This window comes from Janthinobacterium sp. PSPC3-1 (assembly GCF_049896105.1).
In the GTDB taxonomy this organism is placed as follows: domain Bacteria; phylum Pseudomonadota; class Gammaproteobacteria; order Burkholderiales; family Burkholderiaceae_D; genus Janthinobacterium.
In genome coordinates this window covers 40,665-64,293 of record NZ_JAFCTQ010000001.1, presented here as the reverse complement: position 1 = coordinate 64,293, position 23,629 = coordinate 40,665, and the positions used below count along the sequence as shown (strand labels likewise).

Annotated in this window: 19 protein-coding genes; 16 read left to right on the top strand and 3 right to left on the bottom strand. The window is 61.2% G+C overall.

The genetic code is table 11. The features are described from left to right. Positions 1–119 precede the first annotated feature (119 nt). Together ACP7B7_RS00305 and ACP7B7_RS00300 are read left to right on the top strand one after the other, a co-directional pair. Positions 120–1,448 carry a sensor histidine kinase gene (locus ACP7B7_RS00305; protein ID WP_426075381.1) on the top strand — a complete coding sequence of 443 codons (1,329 nt, stop codon included), beginning with the start codon at positions 120–122 and terminating at the stop codon, positions 1,446–1,448. A 3-nt stretch (positions 1,449–1,451) separates the two neighbouring features. After that, positions 1,452–2,459 carry a response regulator gene (locus tag ACP7B7_RS00300; RefSeq protein ID WP_426075380.1) on the top strand — a complete coding sequence of 336 codons (1,008 nt, stop codon included), beginning with the start codon at positions 1,452–1,454 and terminating at the stop codon, positions 2,457–2,459. Positions 2,460–2,464: 5 nt separating this feature from the next. On the opposite strand, the gene ACP7B7_RS00295 is transcribed toward ACP7B7_RS00300, so the two are convergent. Both ACP7B7_RS00295 and ACP7B7_RS00290 read right to left on the bottom strand, forming a co-directional pair. Further along, positions 2,465–4,996: an ABC transporter permease gene (locus tag ACP7B7_RS00295; RefSeq protein WP_426075379.1), complete on the bottom strand. Its 2,532-nt coding sequence runs from the start codon at positions 4,994–4,996 to the stop codon at positions 2,465–2,467. A 22-nt stretch (positions 4,997–5,018) separates the two neighbouring features. Beyond that, complete coding sequence (locus ACP7B7_RS00290) at positions 5,019–6,035, bottom strand: adenosine deaminase (RefSeq protein WP_426075378.1); 1,017 nt, start codon at positions 6,033–6,035, stop codon at positions 5,019–5,021. Positions 6,036–6,594: 559 nt separating this feature from the next. Here ACP7B7_RS00290 and ACP7B7_RS00285 point away from each other — a divergent pair. From ACP7B7_RS00285 to ACP7B7_RS00220, 14 genes are all read left to right on the top strand, one after another. Then, positions 6,595–8,517: a PrkA family serine protein kinase gene (locus ACP7B7_RS00285; RefSeq protein ID WP_426075377.1), complete on the top strand. Its 1,923-nt coding sequence runs from the start codon at positions 6,595–6,597 to the stop codon at positions 8,515–8,517. A 59-nt stretch (positions 8,518–8,576) separates the two neighbouring features. Continuing rightward, positions 8,577–9,845, top strand: a complete 1,269-nt coding sequence (locus tag ACP7B7_RS00280; RefSeq protein ID WP_426075376.1) for a YeaH/YhbH family protein — start codon at positions 8,577–8,579, stop codon at positions 9,843–9,845. After that, positions 9,845–11,434, top strand: coding sequence for a SpoVR family protein (locus ACP7B7_RS00275; RefSeq protein WP_426075604.1), 1,590 nt, complete (start codon positions 9,845–9,847; stop codon positions 11,432–11,434). Before ACP7B7_RS00280 ends, ACP7B7_RS00275 begins: the two co-directional genes overlap by 1 nt. A gap of 524 nt (positions 11,435–11,958) precedes the next feature. Beyond that, on the top strand, positions 11,959–12,621 hold the full coding sequence (locus ACP7B7_RS00270) for an energy transducer TonB (RefSeq protein WP_426075375.1): 663 nt from the start codon (positions 11,959–11,961) through the stop codon (positions 12,619–12,621). A gap of 86 nt (positions 12,622–12,707) precedes the next feature. Beyond that, complete coding sequence (locus ACP7B7_RS00265) at positions 12,708–13,637, top strand: MotA/TolQ/ExbB proton channel family protein (protein WP_308924866.1); 930 nt, start codon at positions 12,708–12,710, stop codon at positions 13,635–13,637. A gap of 5 nt (positions 13,638–13,642) precedes the next feature. Beyond that, positions 13,643–14,071 carry an ExbD/TolR family protein gene (locus ACP7B7_RS00260; RefSeq protein ID WP_308924865.1) on the top strand — a complete coding sequence of 143 codons (429 nt, stop codon included), beginning with the start codon at positions 13,643–13,645 and terminating at the stop codon, positions 14,069–14,071. Positions 14,072–14,176: 105 nt separating this feature from the next. Further along, the gene (locus ACP7B7_RS00255; RefSeq protein WP_308924864.1) at positions 14,177–14,608 is read left to right on the top strand and encodes an ExbD/TolR family protein; all 432 of its coding nucleotides are present in this window, start codon (positions 14,177–14,179) and stop codon (positions 14,606–14,608) included. A gap of 78 nt (positions 14,609–14,686) precedes the next feature. Then, positions 14,687–15,898: a tetratricopeptide repeat protein gene (locus ACP7B7_RS00250; RefSeq protein WP_308924863.1), complete on the top strand. Its 1,212-nt coding sequence runs from the start codon at positions 14,687–14,689 to the stop codon at positions 15,896–15,898. A gap of 160 nt (positions 15,899–16,058) precedes the next feature. Beyond that, positions 16,059–17,030 carry a bifunctional riboflavin kinase/FAD synthetase gene (locus ACP7B7_RS00245; RefSeq protein ID WP_308924862.1) on the top strand — a complete coding sequence of 324 codons (972 nt, stop codon included), beginning with the start codon at positions 16,059–16,061 and terminating at the stop codon, positions 17,028–17,030. A gap of 74 nt (positions 17,031–17,104) precedes the next feature. Continuing rightward, complete coding sequence (ileS, locus tag ACP7B7_RS00240) at positions 17,105–20,005, top strand: isoleucine--tRNA ligase (protein WP_426075374.1); 2,901 nt, start codon at positions 17,105–17,107, stop codon at positions 20,003–20,005. Positions 20,006–20,095: 90 nt separating this feature from the next. After that, positions 20,096–20,611 carry a signal peptidase II gene (gene lspA, locus ACP7B7_RS00235; RefSeq protein ID WP_308924860.1) on the top strand — a complete coding sequence of 172 codons (516 nt, stop codon included), beginning with the start codon at positions 20,096–20,098 and terminating at the stop codon, positions 20,609–20,611. 13 nt (positions 20,612–20,624) lie between these two features. After that, on the top strand, positions 20,625–21,845 hold the full coding sequence (gene coaBC / locus ACP7B7_RS00230) for a bifunctional phosphopantothenoylcysteine decarboxylase/phosphopantothenate--cysteine ligase CoaBC (protein ID WP_426075373.1): 1,221 nt from the start codon (positions 20,625–20,627) through the stop codon (positions 21,843–21,845). Between the two features lie 23 nt (positions 21,846–21,868). After that, entirely contained in the window at positions 21,869–22,318 is a 450-nt protein-coding gene (gene dut / locus ACP7B7_RS00225) for a dUTP diphosphatase (RefSeq protein WP_308924858.1), read from the top strand. A gap of 29 nt (positions 22,319–22,347) precedes the next feature. Next, positions 22,348–23,436: a M48 family metallopeptidase gene (locus ACP7B7_RS00220; protein ID WP_308924857.1), complete on the top strand. Its 1,089-nt coding sequence runs from the start codon at positions 22,348–22,350 to the stop codon at positions 23,434–23,436. On the opposite strand, the gene ACP7B7_RS00215 is transcribed toward ACP7B7_RS00220, so the two are convergent. Next, complete coding sequence (locus ACP7B7_RS00215; protein WP_308924856.1) at positions 23,433–23,576, bottom strand: hypothetical protein; 144 nt, start codon at positions 23,574–23,576, stop codon at positions 23,433–23,435. The genes ACP7B7_RS00220 and ACP7B7_RS00215 overlap by 4 nt on opposite strands. Positions 23,577–23,629: the final 53 nt, after the last annotated feature.

The window sequence follows — 23,629 nt, the reverse complement described above, 5'->3', positions numbered from 1 at the left end:
GCGAGCCATTTCCTATGAGTTTGATGTATCTCAACACCGCTACAGATAGCGATCTGTTCAACTGGAAACGGCCTGATCATATGGTATTGATCTACCACAAGTAAACACGGCCCCATACCATGACGCATGCGCAGTCCTCCGCTGGAAAACCGTGGCAAGGCCGGCTGCTCCAGCCTTTTCTGCATTTCCATGACGCCATCGAACATATGCCGGCGCGCCGCGCCCAGGTGCGCCTGCTGGCCTTTTGCGGCGCACTCGGCATGCCCCTGTACTACACCTTGTGGCATTACCATTTCCCACAGGAATACGAATCGCCGGCCTTGCGCGTGATGGCCGCGCTGATGTTCCTGCCGGCCCTGTTTCCCCACCGCTTCAGCAATACCTGGTTCAGCGTCTATCTGTTCGTCGGCCTGACCTTCGAACTGCCGTTTTTCTTTACCCTGATGTTCCTGATGAACCATGCGTCGACCTTGTGGCTGCACTCGCTGCTGGTGGCGCTGGTGGTACTGTTCCACTTCGACACCCGCATCGCCGCGCTGGCTTACCTGAGCGGCACGCTGCTGGCCTGCGCGGTGTTTGCCGTGCTGGGCGATCCGGGTTTCCTGCTCGACAGGCAGGTAATGCAGCAACTGCCGGTACACTGGTTTACCATCGTCGTGCTGTCGCTGGTCAAGGTCAGCCGCCATGTGGGGACGCAGCAAAAGCTGGCCGGCCTGGCCGCCGGCCTGGGCAGCGTGGCGCACGAGCTGCGCACGCCGCTGGTCAGCGTCGAGGCCAATGTGCGCGGCCTGCAGCGTTTGCTGCCACGCCGTGCCGATGCCGACGCCCATGCCAGCGCCGATGCCGAGGGCGCCGCCGCCTGCCAGGACGCGCTGGCGCGCATCCAGTTCGAAGTGCGCCATATGCACCACATGATCGACCTGTTCCTGCTCAGCGCCAGCGCCGTCAGCAGCCGGCTCGAAGCGAACGAATCGGTCGGCATGCACGACACCGTGACGGCCGTGCTCAGGCGCTACCCCTTTGTCAGCGCGGCCCAGCGCGCCCTCGTCACGGTCGACCTGCGCGCCGATTTCCATTTTCCAGGCCAGGCGGAACTGTCCGTGGTGATCCTGCTGAACCTGCTGCGCAACGCCCTGAAAGCGATCCAGCGCGCCGGCAAGGGCCGCGTGCGCATCGTGATCGACGGCAAGCGGGCCGTGCCGCGCCTGCTGTTCATCGACACCGGCTGCGGCATTGCCGCCAGCCGCCTGCCGCTGATCTTCGACCGTTTCTATTCCTATCCCGCGCACAACGGCAGCGGTATCGGCCTGGCCCTGTGCCGGCAAATCCTGCAAGCCTGGCATGCCCGCATCAGTTGCGTGTCGCGCGACGGCGCGTATGCCATTTTCGTGCTGGAATTTGCGCAACCCGTACCCAGCCGCTTTCCTTCCCCCCACCGAGCAAGGTGACGCATGATACTGCCCGTCCACACCCATCCGACCCTGACCGTCCTGATCGACGACAGCGATTCCTTCCTGAAAAGCCTGGCCTTCCAGCTCGATCCCGCGCTGGCGCGCAAGACCTTCCACGACACCAGCGCGGCCCTGCACTGGCTGCGCCACAGCACGCAACAGGGAGAGACCCCGCTGCACGTCAACTTCGACACGCAGAACCTGCCGCCCGACCAATGCAATGTGGCGCTCGACATCGAGCGCATCTGGCGCATCAGCGCCCGGCCCCAGCGCTTTGCCACGCCGTCGGTGCTGGTGGTCGACTACTCGATGCCGCAGATGAATGGCCTGGAATTTTGCCAGGCCGTGCGCGACCTGCCGTGCAAGAAGATTCTGTTCACGGGCGCGGCCGATGAAAAAGTGGCGGTCACCGCCTTCAACCGGGGCCTGATCGACCGCTACATCAAGAAGAGCGACGACAATGCGCTCGATATCCTGGAACACGAAATCGCCGGACTGCAGCGCGAATTCTTCCTGCAGCAGTCCGACACGGTGCGCGACCTGCTGGTGCTGCACGACTACCAGTTCCTGCAGGACGAGGCGATGGCGGCGGTGGTGCTGGAACTGTGCCGGCGCCATGGCTTTGTCGAACACTATATCTTTCCCAACCCAGGTGGCATCCTGTTTTTCACGCGCGAGGGCCAGGCCCGGCTGATGGTGATCGAAACGGAACGCAGCCTGCATACGCAATACGAAATGGCGCGCGACAGCGACGCGCCCGAGTCGCTGCTGCTGGCCTTGCTGGAAAGGCGCGTGATCCCGTATTTTTCCGATGCCGACAGCGACGGCATGTATAGCGCCAGCATCGGCGAAAACTGGTTCCGCTACTGCGCCGCGCCCACCGTCTGCGCGGGCCACGAAACCTACTACTGGGCCCTGTTCGACCTGCCGGCGCACCAGCTGGGCCAGCCGGTGCTGTCGCATGCGCAGTTCCTGCGTGCGCAGGCCAGGGAAAGCCTGGCCGCCTGAAGCAATTAACTTTCGCGCAGGGTTTGCAGTGGCGGATGTTTCAGGACACCGCGCAGGCCCAGCCAGCCGCCGGCGATCGCGCACAGGGCGCCGGCCAGCAGGCCGAAAACCCACACGCCGGGCGCGAAACTCCAGGCGAACTTGAACTGGTACGTGGCCAGCGCCCAGCCCATGGCGGCCGCGCCGGACGCGGCCAGCAAGCCGGCCAGCGCGCCCACCAGCGAGAATTCGATCAACTGGGCCTGCGCCAGCTGGCGCCGGGTGGCGCCCAGCGCGCGCAGCAGGCCCGCCTCGCGGGTGCGCTCGTCTTGCGAGCCCATCAGCGCGGCATACAGCACCAGCAGGCCCGACGCCAGGGTGAACGCAAACAGGAATTCGACCGCCGTCACCACCTGGTCCAGCACCGCCTGGATCTGTTTCAAGATGCCGCCGACGTCGACCACCGTCAGGTTCGGATAATCACGCGTCAGCGCGTTGCCCAGGTCGCCGTGCGCGGCGGGCAAATGAAACGCCGTGATCCAGGTTTGCGGCGTGTCCGCCATCGCTTCCGGATTGATAATGACAAAGAAATTGACGCGCATCGAACCCCATTCGAGCTTGCGCAAACTCGTCACGCGCGCCTCCACCGGCTGGCCGGCGATATCGAAGCGCATGCTGTCGCCCAGTTTCAAATTGAGCGTCTTGGCGATGCCCTCTTCCACCGATGCTTCGGCCGGCGCGCCGGGCTTGCCGCTGAACCATTGTCCGGCGACCAGCTTGTTTTGCTCTTGCATGCGCGCCATGGTCGACAGATTGAATTCGCGGTCGGCCAGGCGCTTCGCCCTGTCATCCTGGTAGGTGTCGTCGGTAATCGCCTTGCCGTTCACCGCCACCAGGCGCCCGCGTATCATCGGATACAGGGGCGCATTGAGCACGCCGGCCTGCGCCAGGCGCGCGGCAATCGGCTCTTTTTGTTCCGGCAAGATATTGATGATGAAACGGTTCGGCGCATCAAACGGCGTGGCGTCGCGCCAGGCCACCATCAGGTCGCCGCGCACCACGGTCAGCAGCAGCAAGGCCATCAGGCCCAGCGCCAGCGACACCACCTGGATCACGGTGGCGCCGGGACGGCGCTGCAGGGACGTCACGGCAAAGCGCCAGCTTTGATGGTTGACCAGGCCGCGCAGGCTTTTCAGGGACTTCAGGCCCAGCCAGCCGGCCAGGCCGAACAGGGCAAAGCCGCCCAGGAAACCGGCCGCCGTCAATAGCGCCAGGGTCACGTCGCCCGCCTGCCACAGCAGCAGCACGACAAAGGCGGCGATGCCCAGGCCATAGGTGGCCAGCGCCAATGCCTGCGGCGGCGCCTGTTCGCGGCGGATCACGCGGTTGTGCGGCACATTACGCAGTTGCAAGATCGGTGGCAGCGCAAAACCCAGCAGCAACAGGATGCCGGTGGCCACGCCCTGCAGGGCCGGCAGCATCGACACGGGCGGCAGGTCGCTTTGCACCAGTTTGCCCAGCAATTCGAGCAGCACCAGGTGGCCTCCGTAGCCGACCGCCACGCCGATCACGCTGCCGACCAGGCCGACGATCAGGAACTCGATCACATACATGGCCGTGACCTGGTTTTGCGTCAGGCCCAGGCAGCGCAGCATGGCGCAGGCGTCGAGGTGGCGCAGCATGAAGCGGCGCGCCGCCATCGCCACGGCCACCGCCGCCAGCATCGCCGACAGCAGGCCCACCAGCGACAGGAAACGGTCGGCGCGGTCCAGCGTCGATTGCATCTGCGGATTGCCCGATTCGATCGATTCGACGCGCACGCCCTTGATGGCCTGCTTGCTGATCTGCTGTTCCACCCAGGCCTGGTAGCTGGCGATATCGGCTGATTTGCCGGCCGGCGCCGACAGCAGCAGGCGGTACGACACGCGCGAGCCAGTTTGCACCAGCGCCGTGGCGGCCAGGTCGCCCAGGGGCAGCATCACGCGCGGCGCAAAGTTCAGGAAGGACGCGCCGCGGTCAGGCTCGCTGGCGATCAGCTGGGTGACGGTAAAGCGCTTGTCGCCCAGCTTCAAGGTATCGCCCAGTTTCGCGTTCAGGGCGGACAAGATCGCCGCATCGACCCACAAGGTGCCGGGCGCAGGGATGTCGCTGGTCGGCTTGCCGACGGCGTCCAGCGCTTCGCTGCTACTGGTGGTGATCTTCAGCTTGCCGCGCTGCGGATAGCCGTTGGATACGGCCTTGATCGAGGCCAACTGCGACAGCGACTGCTCGCCCTCGCCCGCCTGCGCCATGCTGGGAAACGTCACCGTGTCCGCCAGCACCAGGCCACGCCGTTCGGCTTCGCTACGCCAGGCGGCGCTGACGGGCTGGTCGGCGCTGATGACCAGGTCGGCCCCCAGCAGCTGGTGCGCGTCGCGGTTCAGGCCCGAGCGCAGGCGGTCGACAAAAAAGCCCACCGCCGACAGCGCGGCGACGGCCACGATCAGGGCGACCAGCAGGAAACGCAATTGCCCGGCGCGCCAGTCGCGCCCGGTCATGTTGAGGGAAAGGCGGAGCATGGCGGCGGGTCTTTATGCGAGGTTAGTGTGGCGCGTGTTGCGCAAAATACACATCGACGGTGGCGAGGAAAGCATCCTTTTCCGCCTGCGGCAGGAAGGCGGCAATAAAGCCGTTGCGCGCCAGTTGCCGCGCATGCGCCAGGTCCAACGGCAACGCGTCGAAGATGGCGTCGAAGTTGTCGTTCATGTAGCCGCCGAAATACGCCGGGTCGTCCGAGTTGACGGTGACCAAGAGGCCGGCGGCCAGCAGCTCGGCCAGGTTATGGTCGTGCATCTGGTCGAACACGCGCAGCTTGGTGTTCGACAGCGGGCAGACGGTCAGCGCGATCTGCTCGCGCGCCAGGCGCGCCGTCAGTTCCGCGTCTTCCAGGCAGCGCACGCCATGGTCGATGCGCTCGACCTGCAAATCGTCGAGCGCGGTGCGGATATACGCCGGCGGGCCTTCTTCGCCGGCATGCGCCACCAGGTGCAGGCCCAGTTCGCGGCAGCGGGCAAACACGCGCGAGAATTTTTCGGGCGGATTGCCCACTTCCGACGAATCGAGGCCGATGCCGATGAACTTGTCGCGGTAGGGCAGCGCGTCTTCCAGGGTCTCGAACGCTTCCTTTTCACTCAGGTGGCGCAGGAAGCACAGGATCAGGCTGGCGCTGACGGGGCTGTCCTGGCAGGCGCGGTGGATGCCATTGATCACGTCGGCCATCGCCACGCCGCGCGCTGTGTGCGTTTGCGGGTCGAAGAAAATTTCCGTGTGCAAGACATTGTCCGCCTCGGCGCGCTGCAGATAGGCGCGCGTCATGTCGTAGAAATCCTGCTCTTTCAACAGCACGCTTGCGCCGGCGTAATAAATATCGAGAAAAGACTGCAAATCCGTAAAGGCATAGGCGCTGCGCAAGTGTTCCACGGATTCATAGCCCAGCGGCACGCCGTTGCGTTCGGCCAGTGCGAAAATCAGTTCGGGCTCCAGCGAGCCTTCGATATGGATATGCAGTTCGGCTTTGGGCATGCCGCGTACGATCGCGCGCAATGGCTCGTTTATCATGAGGTGTTCCTTGTAGGGGGCGAAGAAAAAATGCTGGCGCAGGCGCGCCATGGAGCGGGGTCGCGGCGCTGCGTCATCAAACATGCACGCAGTTTATCGCAAGATGGCGCGGGCCACCGGCGCCGCCGCCGCGACCCGGTCGGCGCATGTGCTTGAATTGTCGTATGATGATCGTAAAAGGGCGGAAAAGTTGAGTAAAATGGCTGTGGTTTTTTTGATTTTATTCAATTAAATCAACAATTTACAAACAAGTATTAAAGATATTACGACTTATCTTTTGACTTCCTGATCCTTTAGAGCAATAATTAATTTCATGGGGAAAAGGTAGGTGCATCAAGCGCTATCAGCACATGAAAATAAGCCAGCTGGCCACGTCAGCGTATGGCATCAAGCGCCAGTTTTTTGGTCCGGGCAATCCGGACTGGCAAAGACAGCCGGGCTTGAACAACAATAACAATCGAACACGGGGTAATGAATATGCAAGCAGCGAGCCGGGGCGACTGCCGGGCCGGCTGACATGGTGACTGGCAGATTGGTTTTACATTAAAGGACATTGAACATGACCATTTTTGATAACTACGCAGCACGCTACGAGCGCACCCGTGAAGAGGAAATGTCGCTCACCGAATACCTGGCCCTGTGCAAGAAGGACAAGCTGACCTACGCCAGCGCGCCCGAACGCATGCTGGCGGCCATCGGCGAGCCGCAATTGATCGATACGCGCAACGACACGCGGCTGTCGCGCATCTTTGCCAACAAGGTGATCAAGATCTACCCCGCCTTCCGCGACTTCTACGGCACCGAGGAAGTGATCGAGCAAGTGGTCTCGTATTTCCGCCACGCCGCGCAAGGACTGGAAGAGCGCAAGCAGATCCTGTACTTGCTGGGACCGGTCGGCGGCGGCAAGTCGTCGATCGCCGAAAAGCTCAAGTCGCTGATGGAACACGTGCCCTTCTATTGCCTGAAAGGCTCGCCCGTCAACGAGTCGCCGCTGGGCCTGTTCAACGAGGAAGAGGACGGCACCATCCTCGAGGAAGACTACGGCATCCCGCGCCGCTACCTGCGCAATATCCCCAGCCCGTGGGCCGTGAAGCGCCTGCATGAATTCAATGGCGACATCAACCAGTTCCGCGTCGTCAAGCGCTACCCGTCCGTGCTGAAACAGATCGCCATCTCGAAGACCGAACCGGGCGACGAGAACAACCAGGATATTTCCTCGCTGGTCGGCAAGGTCGATATCCGCAAGCTGGAAGACTATGCCCAGGATGACCCGGACGCCTACAGTTATTCGGGCGGCCTGTGCCTGGCCAACCAGGGGCTGATGGAATTCGTCGAGATGTTCAAGGCGCCGATCAAGGTGCTGCACCCCCTGCTGACGGCCACGCAAGAGGGCAATTACAAGGGCACCGAGGGCTTTGGCGCGATACCGTTCGACGGCATCATCCTGGCCCACTCGAACGAATCGGAATGGAAGACATTCAAAAACAACCGCAACAACGAGGCCTTCCTCGACCGTATCTATATCGTCAAGGTGCCGTACTGCCTGCGCGTGTCCGACGAGATCAAGATCTACGACAAGCTGGTGGCCAATTCCTCGCTGGTCAAGGCGCCATGCGCACCCGGCACCCTGCGCATGATGGCGCAGTTCGCCATCCTGTCGCGCCTGAAAGACCCCGAGAATTCCAGCATCTTTTCCAAGATGCTGGTGTACGACGGCGAGAACCTCAAGGATACCGACCCGAAGGCCAAGTCCATGCACGAGTATGTCGACTATGCCGGCGTCGACGAAGGCATGAACGGCTTGTCGACGCGCTTCGCCTTCAAGATCCTCTCAAAAGTTTTCAACTTCGACAATTCCGAAGTGGCGGCCAATCCGGTGCACCTGTTATATGTGCTGGAACAGCAGGTCGAACGCGAACAGTTTTCGTCGGAACTGGAACAGCGCTACTTCTCGTATATTAAAGAACACCTGGCGCAGCGCTACGTGGAATTCATCGGCAAGGAAATCCAGACGGCCTACCTGGAAAGCTATTCCGAATACGGCCAGAACATCTTTGACCGCTATGTGACGTTCGCCGACTTCTGGATACAGGACCAGGAATACCGCGATCCGGACACCGGCGAAAGTTTCGACCGCGAGTCGCTGAACAACGAGCTGGAAAAGATCGAGAAGCCGGCCGGTATTTCGAATCCCAAGGATTTCCGCAACGAGATCGTCAATTTCGGCTTGCGGGCGCGGGCCTCGAACGGCGGCAAGAATCCGGCCTGGACCAGTTACGAGAAATTCCGCACCGTGATCGAAAAGAAAATGTTCTCGAATACGGAAGACTTGCTGCCGGTGATCTCCTTCAATGCCAAGGCCAGCGCCGACGATGCCAACAAGCACGCCGACTTCGTGGCCCGCATGGTGGAAAAAGGCTATACGGCCAAGCAGGTACGCCTGTTATGCGAGTGGTACTTGCGCGTACGCAAGTCGTCCTAGCAGATAGCGGGGCGCGCCGGCTTCGGCACGGCGCGCAAGACAAGTGAAGGAGGCACGCTTTGACTTACCTCATCGACAGGCGCTTGCAAAGCAAGAACAAGTCCGCCGTCAACCGCGAGCGTTTCTTGCGGCGCTACAAGGGCCAGATCAAGGATGCCGTGGGGCGCGCCATCAAGGGGCGCTCGATCACGGATGTCGAGAATGGCGAGAAGGTCACCATCCCCGTCAAGGACGTGGGCGAACCGGCGTTTGGCCACGCGCATGGCGGCGTCTGGGAAGTCGTCAATCCCGGCAACAAGGAATACCTGAAGGGCGATCAGATCGCCCGGCCCAAGGGCGGCGGCGGCAGTGGCCGCGGCAAGGCCGGCAACAGCGAGGAAACCAGCGAAGACGATTTCATCTTCGAGCTGTCGCGCGAAGAATTCATGAACTTCTTCTTTGAAGACCTGGAATTGCCGCACATGGTGAAGACCCAGCTGACGGCCACCACCGAATTGAAGAACCAGCGTGCCGGCTACAATATGTCGGGCACGCCATCGAATATCCACGTGCTGCGCTCGCTGCGCGGCGCGCTGGGGCGGCGCATCGCCGTCGGCGGCGGCTCGCGCAAGCAACTGGCGCTGGCCGAGGAACAGCTGGCGCAGATGCTCAAGGATGGCGTACCGGAAGAAGACGGCGACGTGATCGAATTGCGCCGGCTGATCCACCACCTGCACACGCGCCTGCTGGCGATACCCTTTATCGACCCGTTCGACCTGCGCTACAGCAACCGCATCAAGGTGCCCAAGCCGATGACGCAGGCGGTGATGTTCTGCATCATGGACGTCTCGGGTTCGATGGACGAATCGCGCAAGGATACGGCCAAGCGCTTTTTCATCCTGCTGTATCTGTTCCTCAAGCGCGCCTACGACAAGATCGACGTGGTCTTTATCCGCCACCATACGGCCGCGTCCGAGGTCGACGAGCACGATTTCTTCAACTCGCGCGAATCGGGCGGCACGGTGGTGTCATCGGCCCTCAATTTGCTCAACACTATAATAGAGGAGCGCTACGGCGGCGGCCAGTGGAACAGCTATGTGGCGCAGGCGTCCGACGGCGACAACTGGGACAACGATTCCGTGCTGTGCCGCCAGTTGCTGATCAACACCATCATGCCCAAGGTGCAGTACTACACCTACGTCGAAATCACCGACGGCCCGCAGCAGAACCTGTGGGAACAATATGCGGGCGTGCTCGACCACCACGCCCATTTCGCCATGCAAAAGATCGTTACGCCGGCCGATATCTATCCGGTCTTCCGCGAACTGTTCAAGAAACAGGTGAAATGATGACCAGCGCCGCCACCCCGCATGCCGAACCCTTCGTTCGCCTCCGCCACCCGAACGCCCTGCCCGAACAGTCCGAATGGACGTTTGAGCTGATCGAGCAGATCCACGAGGAAATCCGTCGCGTGGCCAAACAGTTCGGCCTCGACACCTATCCCAACCAGCTGGAAGTGATCACGGCAGAGCAGATGATGGATGCCTACACCTCGGTCGGCATGCCGGTGTCGTATAACCACTGGTCGTTCGGCAAGCATTTTCTGTCGACCGAGAAAAGCTACAAGCGCGGCCAGATGGGCCTGGCCTACGAGATCGTCATCAACTCGAACCCGTGCATCGCTTATTTAATGGAGGAAAACAGCCTGACCATGCAGTCGCTGGTGATCGCGCACGCGGCCTATGGCCACAACTCCTTCTTCAAGGGCAATTACCTGTTCCGCGCCTGGACCGATGCGGACGCCATCATCGATTACATGGTGTTTGCCAAGAACTATATCGCCGAATGCGAACAGCGCCATGGCGTGGACGCGGTGGAATTGCTGCTCGATTCCTGCCATGCGATCCAGAACTATGGCGTGGACCGCTACAAGCGCCCGGCCAAGCTGTCGATGGCGAAAGAATATGCGCGCCAGAAAGAACGCGAAGAATACGTGCAGTCGCAGATCAACCAGTTGTGGCGCACCCTGCCGCGCCGCGACGAGGAGGACGACGAGGATGAGCAGCGCAAGGCCGCGCCGCGCTTCCCGCCCGAGCCCGAGGAAAACCTGCTGTACTTTATCGAGAAGTACGCGCCGCTGCTGGAACCGTGGCAGCGCGAGATGGTGCGCATCGTGCGCAAGATTTCCCAGTACTTCTATCCGCAGCGCCAGACCCAGGTCATGAACGAGGGCTGGGCCACCTTCTGGCACTACACCATCCTGAACCAGCTGTATGACGAAGGCGTGGTCGGCGACGGCTTCATGATGGAGTTCCTGAAAAGCCATACCAACGTGGTATACCAGCCGCCGATCGACAGCCCGTATTACAGCGGCATCAATCCGTATGCGCTGGGCTTTGCCATGATGAGCGATATCCGCCGCATCTGCGAGCATCCGACCGACGAAGACCGCGCCTGGTTTCCCGACCTGGCCGGCAGCGACTGGCGCAAGAGCCTGGACTTTGCCATGCGCAATTTCAAGGATGAAAGCTTCATTGCCCAATACCTGTCGCCGCGCCTGATCCGCGAGTTCCACTTCTTTGCCGTGCTCGACGACGACAAGAATGAAAAGCTGGCCATCTCCGCCATCCACGACGAAGCCGGCTACCGCTATGTGCGCCAGCAGCTGGCCGAGCAATACAACCTGGGCAACCGCGAACCGAATATCCAGGTGTGGTCGGTCAACACGCGCGACGACCGCGCGCTGACCTTGCGCCACACGCAATTCCTGCGCCGCCCCCTGAACCAGCAGGCAACGGAGGTATTGAAACACGTGGCGCGCCTGTGGGGTTTCGACGTGCATCTCGATACGGTCGATCCGCAGGGCTTGGTGCTGGGCACGCTGAATTGCCGGCGTGAAAAACGCAACCGCCGCGACGATGCCGTCATGCGCCCGTAACACGATTTGGGTATAAAGATAAGCGCGCGCTATGGCTACATCACAATTCCGTATGGCCTGGCGGCCTCGAAAACCGCCGCATAGGCACGCCAATTTGCCGTGGGCGAGGCCGATTCGCACCGCCTTGGTGCAGCGATAAGGTAAAGTGGTCTGGTTCAGGAGTAAAAAGTTACCCCAAAGAAAGAATTTGATCCAAATTTAGCGGTTTCCATATTCAATAACGCAAAATATAATTCTGCCATATCGACACATGGGAGAACTTAGCCGTGGTAGGCCCAAACGGCTGTAGAAAACCGATAAGACCGCCTTTTTTTATGTCCGAAAGCGTGCAAAGATGGCATAAGCAAGTACGTTTTCAGGGCGCAAAAGGTGGGAAAATTTAACCGGTTTTAGGCGTTAAAAATCTGTGTAAAATAAAGAATTCGTATGTATAATTCGGCGACGTCCCGGATACGGCTGGAGCTTTGTGTCGTCATTTTGGGGTTCAGTTGCAAGACAAGAGATGGTATTTGGAGAAAGCAGGCATGAATTTTTCGAACGAGAAAAGTCCCAAGAACTACACAGGCATCACGATCGTTGTCCTGCTGCACGTTCTCGCGGCTTACGGGATTGCGACGGGCTTGGGCAAGCGCTTGGTCACCAAAATGATGGACCCGGTTGAAACCAAGATTATCGAGGAAGTGAAACCGCCTCCACCGAAGGATCTTCCACCGCCACCACCGCCGCCAGAAATGAAAGCGCCACCGCCGCCATTCATTCCGCCAGTCGAGGTGAACGTGCAGCAGCCGCCGCCGCCACAGAACGTGATTGCCAACACCACCCAGGTGAAGCCAGCCACCAATGTACTGGCACCGCCAACGCCGCCTGCACAGCCTGCGCCAGCCGCTCCTCCTGGACCAGCCAAATCGGTGCGTACCGCAGCGGTCGTTGACTTCAGCGTCTGCGAGAAGCCGGCTTATCCGAAGTCGTCGCAGCGCAATGAGGAAACCGGTGTCGTGACACTGTCGTTCCTGATTGGCGTCGATGGCAAGGTCGCCGATTCGAAGATCGTGAAGTCGAGCGGCTTCCGCGATCTGGACAAAGCCGCGGTAACAGGCATCAGCCGTTGCACGTTCAAGCCAGCAACGGTGGACGGCAAGCCGGAACAAGGCTGGCAGCAAATGCAATACGTTTGGTCGCTGGATTAAAACCCGAGACAGCTACCCGCTGTCTCACACCATGATTTCGTTGTCATCACGTTCAGCGATCTGTTATTTTTAATTTTGGAGGAAGCATGTTTAAGAATACCCGTTTGTCCGCATTTTTTGCCGCGGTTCTGTTGTCCGTTACCGCTACTACCGCCCTGGTAGCAGCTCCAGCATTCGCGGACGCGCCAGCTTCGGCAGCAGCCACGGCGCCTGCGGCAGACGCTGCAGCAGCACCAGCACCAGCTGCTGACGCAGCAGCACCAGCAGCCGATGCAGCCGCTCCAGCCGCTGACGCAGCCGCTCCAAAAACCGAAGAAGTGCACAACCCGTTCGGCCTGTCGGCTGTGTGGGACGGCGGCTTCGTGCCACGCGCCACCCTGATCATCCTGGCCATCATGTCGATCGGCAGCTGGTACATCATCATCACCAAACTGCTGGATCAGATGAAGATCTTCAAGCAAGCGAAAGAAACCGCTGCCAAATTCTGGAAAGCACCTTCGATCGCTGCCGGTTCGGCTACCCTGGCCGAAGGCTCGCCATTCCGCTTCATCGCTGAATCGGGCACCAAGGCAACCGCTCACCACGACGGCGCCCTGCTGGAACAAATCGATCTGTCGACCTGGGTGACGATGTCGATCCAGCGCGCTTCGGACAAAGTCCAGTCGCGTCTGCAAGATGGCCTGTCGTTCCTGGCAACCGTTGGTTCGACCGCACCGTTCATCGGTCTGTTCGGTACCGTTTGGGGTATCTACGGCGCGCTGACCGCCATCGGCATGACCGGTAACGCCTCGATCGACAAAGTTGCAGGTCCAGTTGGTGAAGCACTGATCATGACCGCGTTTGGTCTGCTGGTCGCCGTGCCTGCCGTTCTGGGTTACAACTGGTTGGTTCGTCGTAACAAAACCGCTATGGAAGACATCCGCTCGTTCAGCGCCGACGTACACTCGGTTCTGGTTTCCGGCGCCATGTCGACCAGCGAAGCTGGCCGTGCTGCCGGCGCTAAAAAGATCGGATAAGAATCATGTCGATGTCCGTCGGCTCCGACAGCGGAGATGAAGATCAAGTAATGTCAGAAATCAACACGACGCCGCTCGTCGACATCATGTTGGTTTTGCTGATCATTTTCTTGATCACCAGTCCGGTTGTTCTCAAGCTGCAGAAAATCGATCTGCCGATTGAGGCCAACCAAGCCCTTCAAAGCAAGCCGCAAAACGTTAACATCGTGGTTAACAAGGACGGCGAGATTTACCTGGGCCAGACCAGACTGAAAGACACGAACGAACTGTTCGATTATCTTAAAGTTGAAGCAGTGAAACTACCTCAGCCGGAAGTACACGTTCGTGGCGACCAGGAAGCACGCTACGAATCGATCGGCCGAGTGATCTTCACGACCCAACGTGCCGGGATTCAGAAGGTCGGCTTCATCACCGAACCACCTGACAAGAGCTGATAGCGACTGATTGCAGCGTCCTGGCAATAACGGGGCGCTTCAGTCAGGAGCTTGCCGGGCGGCAGTTGCGCCCGGTGCTTCGTTGGACTTCTTAAAGGAAACACTATGAGTATGAATGTCGGTTCGGGAAGCGCAGCAGGCGCGGATCCGGAACCAATGATGGAACTGAACATGACGCCCCTCATCGATGTGATGTTGGTGCTGATTATCATGTTGATCATTACGATTCCAAAACAAAACCACTCGGTGAACCTGAACATGCCGGTCGGCACCCCGCCGCCACCGACTACGGAACCAGTGGTCGTCACGATCGATGTCGATTTTGACGGCACCATCTTGTGGGACAATCAGGTCGTTCCTGACCGTGCCTCGCTGGAAGTCAAGCTGAACAACGTTGCTGCGCAAGCAGACCAGCCGGAAGTGCATCTGCGTCCGAACAAGCTGGTGGAATACAAGGTCGTCGCCGGTGTCATGGCAACGGCGCAGCGTCTGGGCGTGACTAAAATCGGTCTGGTCGGTAACGAGCAATTCCAGTAAGCTACAGCAATCAGGTTCTCTTTACATCCGAATAGGCAGGCCATCCTGCCTATTCGCTTTTTACAGAAAGACTTTCTCATGTCCAAGTTTCGTCTCGCTCATCTCGGCCTCGTCATGGCCGCTATCGGTTTTACCGCAGCAACTCCCGTCATCGGCCTGGGTTCGCTCGCATATGCCGCCGACACCGTGCGCGCCGAAGTGGGCAAGCCACTGCAAGAAGCACAACGACTCACGAGCGCCGGCAAAAACAAGGAAGCGTTGGCCAAGCTGCGCGAAGCTGACAACGTCAGCGGCAAGACCGCCTTTGAGAGCTACCAGATCGAACGCGTGCGCGCCTCGGCCGCCGCTGGCGCCGGCGATAACGGCGCCGCCATCAAGGCTTTTGAAGCCGTCATCAATTCCGGCCGCCTGAGCGCCGCCGAAGCACCGAAATTCACGCAAGGCCTGGCCGGCATGTACTACCGCGCCAAGGACTGGCCGAACGCCATCACCTGGTTCAAGCGCTCGCTGAAAGACCGCGAAGATCCACAGACCCGCGAATACCTGATCCAGGCCTACTATTCGAGCGGCAACTACGCCGAAGCGGCAAAAGAGCTGCAGGCAAAAGGCGGCAACTCGGAAGCCAGCCTGCAAATGCTGGCCAATATCCAGCTGAAACAGGGTGACAAGGCCGGCTATGTGTCGACCCTGGAAAAACTGGCTGCCAGCTATCCGAAAGCGAGCTACTGGGCCGACCTGCTGAACCGCGTATCGGGCAAACCGGGCTTCTCCCAGCGCCTGGGCCTGGACGTGCAGCGCCTGCGCCTGGCCAACGGCCTGTTCACCAAGCCATCCGAATACATGGAAATCAGCCAGCTGGCACTGCAGGCAGCCAATCCGGGTGAAGCCTTGAGCATCATCGACCAGGGTTACAAAAAAGGCGTGCTGGGCACCGGCGCCGATGCCGCCCGTCACCAGCGCCTGAAAGACCTGGCCCTGAAAACCCAGGCCGATCTGAAAGCCAACGCCGCCAAGTCGGAAGCCGAATACGTCAAGAACAAGGACGCCGACAGCTTGAGCAAGCTGGGCTTTGCCTTGGTCTACGACGGCCAGGCCGACAAGGGCCTGGGCCTGATGAACGACGCCGTGAAACTGGGCACCGCCAAGTATCCGGAAGAAGCCAAGCTGCACCTGGGCATCGCTTACATCCACGCCGGCAAGAAAGCCAATGCCAACACGGCATTGAAAACCGTCAAGGGCACCGATGGCGCCGCTGACCTGGCCCGCTACTGGACCCTCATGAATAAATAAGCAAGTTTGCAGCATCCTCGAAAAGCGTTGTCGGCAGCTCTGCCGGCAACGCTTTTTATCATTTCAGCAGGGAAATTACCCCTGTGCCGGCCCTGCCGGGTGTGCATCCCTGAAACAGTCCGTATAATCCCCCTTTTGGCACAGTTTTCATCCCATTCCCATGAAGGTATTTCGCGGACTTCCCAATGCCCAGGCACGCGCACCGTGCGCGCTGACCATCGGCAATTTTGACGGTGTCCATATCGGCCATCAAGCCTTGCTGGCGCGCGTGCGCGAGGCGGCGACCGAACTCGGCATTGAAGCGGCCGTGATGACGTTCGAACCGCATCCGCGCGAGTTCTTTGCCCAGCGCGCGGGCGACCTGTCGAAAGCGCCACAGCGCATCGCCAACCTGCGCGACAAGCTGCAGTCGCTGGAAGACGCCGGCATCGACCGGGTCATCGTCGAGCATTTCAGCGCCCAGTTCGCGTCATTGACGCCGCAGGAATTCACGCAGCAGGTGCTGGTCGATGGCCTGCATGTGAAATGGCTGATGGTCGGCGACGACTTCTGCTATGGCGCGCGGCGCGCCGGCGACGTGGCCATGCTGCAGGAAGCGGGCCGCGAGCATGGTTTTCATGTTGAAACCCTGCCCACCGTGATGAATGGCAGCACCCGCATCTCGTCCTCGGCCGTGCGCCTGGCGCTAGCCGATGGCGACTTCACCCTGGCCACGCAGCTGCTGGGCCACCCGTATGCAATTTCCGGCCATGTGATCCATGGCCAGAAACTGGGCCGCACCCTGGGTTTTCCGACCCTGAACCTGCGCGTGGCGCACCGCCCCGCCCTGTCCGGCATCTTTATCGTGCAAGTGCATGGCCTGGCGCCACAGCCGCTGCCGGCCGTGGCCAGCCTGGGCGTGCGTCCCACCGTCGATGACAGCGGCCGCGTGCTGCTGGAGGTACACCTGTTCGACTTCGCCCAGTCCTGCTACGGCAAGCTGGTGCGCGTGGAGTTCCTTGAAAAGCTGCGCGACGAAGAGAAATACGACGACCTGCCGACCCTGACGGCCGCCATCGAGCGCGACTCGAACCAGGCGCGCGCCTATTTCGCACAGCGCCGCAGCGCCATTACCGCCACCGACCGAATTTGATCCCGGCCAACTCCTGCGCGCGGCGGGCTTGCCCGCCACAGTAACTCACACCATCCAAGTAAAGAAAACCATCCATGTCCGACCAAAACAAGCCAGCCGCACCGAAGCAGAACAAGAAACCCGTCAGCAAATATCCGGTCAACATGACGGAAACCACCTTCCCGATGCGCGGCGACATGGCCAAGCGCGAGCCGCAATGGGTACAGCAATGGCAAGACAAGAAAATCTACGAGCGCGTGCGCAAGGCCGCCGCCGGCCGGCCGAAATTCATCCTGCATGACGGCCCGCCGTATGCCAACGGCGACATCCACCTGGGTCACGCCGTCAACAAGATCCTGAAAGACATGGTGGTCAAGTCGCGCTCGCTGGCCGGCTTCGATGCGCCTTATGTGCCGGGCTGGGATTGCCACGGCATGCCGATCGAGATCCAGATCGAAAAACTGTACGGCAAGAATTTGCCGACGGCCGAAGTGCTGGAAAAAGCGCGCGCCTACGCCAATGTGCAGGTCGAGCGCCAGAAGAAGGACTTTATCCGCCTGGGCGTGCTCGGCGAATGGGACAACCCCTACCTGACGATGGCGCACGGCAATGAAGCCGACGAACTGCGCGCGCTGGGCAAGCTGCTGGAAAAAGGTTATGTGTACCGCGGCCTGAAGCCGGTCAACTGGTGTTTCGACTGCCAGTCGGCGCTGGCCGAGGCGGAAGTGGAATACGCGGAAAAACGCGATCCGGCCATCGACGTGGGGTTCAAATTCAAGGAATTCGACCGCATCGCGCAAGCGTTCGGCCTGCCGTCGCTGCCGACCGAGAACGGCTATATCGTCATCTGGACCACCACGCCGTGGACCATCCCGTCGAACCAGGCGCTGAACGTCAATCCGGAAGTCAAGTACGCGCTGGTGCAAGCCGAGCGCGATGGCCAGCCATTGCTGCTGATCCTGGCGCAGGACCTGGTCGTCTCCAGCCTGGCGCGCTTCAAGCTCGACGGCACGACGATCGCCACTTGCGACGGCGCGGCCCTGGCCGGCATCAATTTCCGCCATCCGCTGCATGCAAGCGACGCGTTCTATGACCGCCTGTCGCCGCTCTACCTGGCCGAGTACGTGACCACCGAAAGCGGCACCGGCGTGGTGCACTCGGCGCCGGCCTACGGCCTGGACGACTTTATCTCGTGCAAGGCGCACGGCATGAAGGACGACGACATCATCAAGCCGGTGATGGGCGACGGCAAGTTCGCCTCGACCCTGCCGCTGTTCGGCGGCATGACCATCTGGGAAGCGTCGAAACCGATCTGCAACGCCCTGCGCGAAGCCGGTGCCCTGTTCGAAGTCAAGATGTTCGACCACAGCTACATGCATTGCTGGCGCCACAAGACGCCGATCATCTACCGCGCCACCTCGCAGTGGTTCGCCGGCATGGATGTGACGCCAAAAGACGGCGGCGCCACCCTGCGCGAAACCGCCCTGAAAGGCATCGCCGACACCGAGTTCTTCCCGGACTGGGGCCAGGCGCGCCTGCACGGCATGATCGCCAACCGTCCCGACTGGACCCTGTCGCGCCAGCGCCAGTGGGGCGTGCCGATGGCCTTTATCGTGCACAAGGAAACCGGCGACCTGCACCCGCGCACGCCGGAACTGCTGGAGCAAGTGGCCAAGCTGATCGAAAAAGACGGCATCGAAGCGTGGCAGGCGCTGGACCTGGCGGACCTGATCGGCGACGAAGCGGCCATCTACGCCAAGAACAAGGACACGCTGGACGTGTGGTTCGATTCCGGCGCCACCCACCAGACGGTATTGGGCGGCCCGCAGGCGCACGGTTCGCACTCGACGCAATTGCAATTCCCGGCCGACCTGTACCTGGAAGGCTCGGACCAGCATCGCGGCTGGTTCCACTCGTCCCTGCTGGTGTCGTCGATGCTGAACGGCCGTCCGCCGTACAAGGCCCTGCTGACGCACGGCTTCACGGTCGATGGCGAAGGCAAGAAGATGTCCAAGTCGCTGGGCAACACGCTGGCGCCACAGAAAATCTCGGACAGCCTGGGCGCCGACATCCTGCGCCTGTGGATCGCCTCGACCGACTACACGGGCGAGCTGTCGATCTCCGACGAGATCCTGAAACGCGTGACCGAATCGTACCGCCGCATCCGCAACACCCTGCGCTTCCTGCTGGCCAATACCTCGGACTTCAACCCGGCCGTTGACGCGGTGCCGGTGGCCGAGCTGTTCGAGATCGACCGCTATGCGATCGCCAACATGGCGTCGCTGCAGCAGCAGATCGAAAACAACTATTCGCGCTACGAGTTCCATCCGGTAGTGTCCAAGCTGCAAACCTACTGCTCGGAAGACCTGGGCGGTTTCTACCTCGATATCCTGAAGGACCGCCTGTACACCACCGGCCTCACCTCGCACGCGCGCCGTTCGGCGCAGACAGCCCTGTGGCACATCACGCAAAGCCTGCTGCGCCTGATGGCCCCTGCCCTGTCGTTTACGGCCGAAGAAGCGTGGGCCGTGTTCGCGGGCGAGGAAGCGTATGCCGCCAGCGATGAAACCATCTTCACGCAAACCTGGTGGCAGTTGCCGGCAGTGGCGGACAGCGCGGAACTGCTGGAAAAATACACGGCCCTGCGCGCCGTGCGCACCGATGTGACAAAGCAGCTGGAAGACCTGCGCACCTCGGGCGCCATCGGTTCGTCGCTGCAGGCCGAGCTGACCATCAAGGCCGCGCCGATGAAGTACAAGCTGTTGACCACCTTGGGCGACGACTTGAAATTCGTCTTTATCACCTCGCAGGCAAGCGTGGCCGAAGTGGCTGACGAAGCTGCTGAGGAAGTGGTCGTCACGGCATCGACAGCGCCGAAGTGCGAGCGCTGCTGGCACTACCGCGCGGACGTGGGCACGGATGCCGAACATCCGACCCTGTGCGGCCGCTGCGTCAGCAATCTGTTCGGAAAAGGCGAATCGCGCCGCTTCGCTTAAACTGTCGCACCGGAACGCCGCTCGCGTTCCGCTCCCGCCCGCCGCTGCCTGCATCCAGGCAGCGGCGGCTTTACCTCTTCCTGAAAAAATATGGCCACTAAAAACCGCGTTGTGTCGAAATCGAAATCGTCGTCGTCATCGTCCCTGGTTCCCTGGCTGGGCATCGCCGCCATCGTCATCCTGTTCGACCAGATCAGCAAGATCACCGTGCTGCGCACCTTCCAGTATGCCGAGGAAAAGGTCATCACCTCGTTCTTCAACCTGGTGCTGGCGTTTAACAAGGGCGCCGCGTTCAGCTTTTTGTCCGACCAGGGCGGCTGGCAGCGCTATTTCTTCACCGGTATCGCGCTGGCGGCAGCCGTCTACATCATCTATCTGTTGAAAAAACACGCCGGCCAGCGCATGTTTTGCTGGGCCCTGGCATTGATTTTGGGTGGCGCGCTGGGCAACGCCATCGACCGCCTGGTCTACGGCCACGTGGTCGATTTCCTCGATTTCCACTGGAAAAGCTGGGGCCATTTCCCCGCTTTCAATATCGCCGACAGCGCCATCTGCATCGGCGCGGCCCTGTTCATCATCGATGAACTGCGGCGTGTCAACAAATAAAGGGAGCTTGGTCATGGAATTGTCGGGTAAAAAAATCGTCCTGGGCCTGTCGGGCGGCGTCGCCTGCTACAAGGCGGCCGAACTGTGCCGCGCACTGACCCGCGCCGGCGCTTCGGTGCAAGTGGTCATGACGGACGCGGCCAGCCACTTCATCACGGCCGTGACGATGCAGGCGCTGTCCGGCCACCCCGTGCACACCAGCCAATGGGATGCGCGCATAGCCAACAATATGGCGCATATCGATCTCACGCGCGGCGCCGACGCCATCCTGATCGCGCCGTGTTCGGCCGATTTCCTGCGCAAGCTCGCCCATGGCGTGTGCGACGACCTGCTGTCGACCCTGTGCCTGGCGCGCCCCGCGCAGCTGCCGCTGCTGGTGGCGCCGGCCATGAACGTGGAAATGTGGCAGAACCCCGCCACCGCCCGCAATGTGCAACAGCTGCGCGAAGACGGCATCGGCTTCTTTGGCCCGGCCGCCGGCGAACAGGCGTGCGGCGAGGTGGGCCTGGGCCGCATGCTGGAACCGGAGCAGCTGCTGGCGGAACTGATCGCCGCCTTCCAGCCGAAAGTACTGGCGGGCAGGCGCGTGCTGGTCACGGCCGGCCCGACCTTTGAAGCGATAGATCCGGTGCGCGGCATTACCAATCTGTCCTCGGGCAAGATGGGTTACGCCGTGGCGCGCGCCGCGCGCGAAGCGGGCGCCGATGTGCTCCTGATCTCGGGCCCGACCGCCCTGCCCGCGCCATTCGGCGTGCGCCGCATCGATGTGCAAAGCGCGCAGCAGATGCATGACGCCGTGCTCGATCACCTCGACGGCCAGCACGTCTTTATCGCCGTGGCGGCGGTCGCCGACTGGCGCGTGGTCAACGCCAGCAGCCAGAAAATGAAAAAGCAGGCCGACGGCTCGGTGCCCGAACTGCAGTTCGCGCAGAATCCCGATATTCTCGCCACGGTGGCGGCCCGCACCAACCTGCGCGGCTTTCCGTATTGCGTGGGCTTTGCCGCCGAATCGGAAAACCTGGTGGAATTCGGCGCCTCGAAGCGCGAGAAAAAGGGCATCCCCCTGCTGGTAGGCAATATCGGCCACCACACCTTCGGCCAGGACGACAACACCATCATCCTGTTCGACGAAGACGGCCACACCGTGCTGCCGCGCGCCTCCAAGCTGGAACTGGCGCGCCAGCTGATTTCCGAAATTTCCAAGCGTATCGCCAAGATTTCGCTGCTCAAGTAACCCTTAACAAAGCTTCAGATTCAATGAAAAATATCGACATCAAAATCCTCGACGCCCGTATGAAAGACCAGTTGCCGGCCTACGCCACCCCGGGCAGCGCCGGCCTGGACCTGCGTGCCTGCATCGATGAAGCCATCACGATCGAACCCGGCCAGACCGTGCTGATCCCGACCGGCCTGGCGATTTACCTGGGCGACCCGGGCTATGCGGCGATGATACTGCCGCGCAGCGGCATGGGCCACAAGAACGGCATCGTGCTGGGGAATCTGGTAGGCTTGATCGACTCCGATTACCAGGGCCAGTTGATGGTCTCGACCTGGAACCGGGGCCAAAACGCATTCACGCTCAACCCCATGGAACGCCTGGCGCAACTGATTATCGTGCCGGTGCTGCAAGTGGGCTTTAATGTCGTCGAGGAATTCGGCGACAGCGAACGCGGTGCTGGCGGATTCGGCAGCACCGGCAAACACTAAGGACTACATTTATGCCAGGTTTACGCCACATGGTTCCAGCCCAAAACCCGCTGCGCCAATTGGCCCTGCCACTGCTGGTGGCTTGCGCCGCCATGCTTGCCGGGTGTACCACGCCCGGCACCACCGTCAGCGGCCCGTTCAACATGACGCCCGCGCCCGATGAAGCGCCCGCCTACACGGCGCAGCAGAAGGCGGCGCAGGACAACCTGGTGAAAATGGTGGCCTTGCAGGACCGGCTGTCGAAAGTCTCGGCGCCGCTGCTGATCAACAATGCGGACCTGTGCAAGACCTACGCGCGCAACCTGCTGGGCTTTACGGCGCAGAACAAGTATTCCTACCCGGGTGTCTATGCCGATGCGGCGCAGGCGGCCCTGGGCTACGGCGAACAGATGCAGGTATCGGGCGTGCTGCCGGGCAGCGGCGCCGCGCGCGCCGGCCTGCGCAAGGGCGACGGCCTGCTGGCCGCCGAAGGCAAGCCGCTGCCTGCCGGCCCGAACGCGGAAGGCCCGTTCGGCGCCATCGTTGGCCCGCTGGCCTCGAAAAGCGCCAGCATCAACATGACGATTGCACGCCAGGGCCAGCCGCAGGACCTGAAGATTCCCGTCACCCGCGCCTGCGCCTTCCGCGTTGCGCTGGGCAATGCCGACAATATCAATGCGTATTCGGATGGCGCCCGCATCATGCTCACGCGCGGCATGGTCAATGCGGCGCAAAACGATGAAGGCATCGCCTTCGTGATCGCGCGCGAAATGGCGCACAACATCCTCGACCATGCGCGCACCCAGCGCAGCAGCGGCACGGCCGGCAGCATCATCGACAGCCTGGGCGCGGTGCAGCCCGACGTATCGATGCTGACGGGTTCCGCCGGTGTCAAAGCCATGCCGCAGGAAATGGACGCCCAGGCCGACACCCTGGCGATCTACCTGCTGGCGCGCGCCGGCTACGATATCGGCAACGCGGCCAGCTTCTGGCAGCGCATCGCCACGCAAGTGCCCGCCGGCACCGCCAATGGCTATACGGCGCTGCACCCCGGCATGAGCGCGCGCATCGCCGCCATCAACCGGGCGGTGATCGATGTGCGGGCCAAGCAATCGGCGAAGAAACCGCTGCGTCCTTAAGAACCGGGGAATGGGGGGAACACGCCCCCCGCGACCCAGGTGACGATGCCGATCAATATCACTGCCAGGAACACGCCGACCAGCAGTTTGCTGAGGGTGGGCATGCCTTCATCTTGCGATTGCTGTTCTTTGATTATCATTTGAACTCTCCGCAGGCTGTGGGATAGCGAGTCATCAGTATAGCCATTTTTTT